This is a genomic window from Mycobacterium ostraviense (assembly GCF_002705925.1).
Classification (GTDB): domain Bacteria; phylum Actinomycetota; class Actinomycetes; order Mycobacteriales; family Mycobacteriaceae; genus Mycobacterium; species Mycobacterium ostraviense.
Window position 1 is genome coordinate 1 of record NZ_NKRE01000134.1, and the last position, 849, is coordinate 849.

An 849-nucleotide genomic window follows, 5' to 3' on the forward strand; every position below is an offset into this window, starting at 1 on the left:
CCCCCAAGGGAGTGGCGGTCGGCCACGCCGGCCTGCTGGGGATGGCCGCGGCCCAACGCGAGCTGTTCGGAGTAGGCGCCCAGGCGCGGATCCTGATGGTGGCCGCCCCGACCTTTGATCTGTCGATCTTCGAATGGTTATGGGCGGCCGGATCGGCGGCGGCAGTGGTGGTGGCACCCCCGCAGGTGTATGCCGGCGACGCGCTGACCAGCTTGCTGCACGACCAGCAGGTCAGCGCCGCCATCCTGACCCCCACGGTGCTGGCGTCGCTGGACCGCACCCGGCTGGACGGATTATCCACACTGATCGCCGGCGCCGAACCCTGCCCGCCGGAGCTGGTCACCGCCTGGGCCCCGGGGCGGCGCATGTACAACGCCTACGGCCCCACCGAGGCCACCATCTGGGCCACCTGCACCACGCCACTCTCGGCCGGACAACCCATCACCATCGGCGCCCCGATCCCGGGGGTATGCGCGCTGGTGCTCGACGCCCGACTCCACCCCGCCCCCATCGGGGTGGTCGGCGAACTGTACCTGACCGGGCCCGCCCTGGCACACGGCTACGCGGCCCAACCGCAGTTGACCGCCCAACGATTCGTGGCAAATCCTTTCGGGGGCCCCTTGGGGGCGCCCGGAACACGGCTGTATCGCACCGGCGACCTGGCGCGCTGGACACCCCAGGGAACACTGGAATGCCTCGGCCGCGCCGACACCCAAATCAAACTGCGCGGCCAACGCATCGAACTCGGCGACATCGAAAACGCCCTACTGGCCTGCCCGCAGGTCACCCAAGCCGCCGCCACCATCCACCACACCACCACCGGAACCCCCCACCTCATCGGCTACATCA

General features: G+C 70.2%; 1 protein-coding gene. It reads left to right on the top strand.

The genetic code is table 11. From position 1 onward, the window contains the following. Positions 1–849, top strand: an 849-nt coding sequence (locus CDN38_RS28360; protein ID WP_142361414.1) for an AMP-binding protein, incomplete at both ends; no start/stop codon positions are given.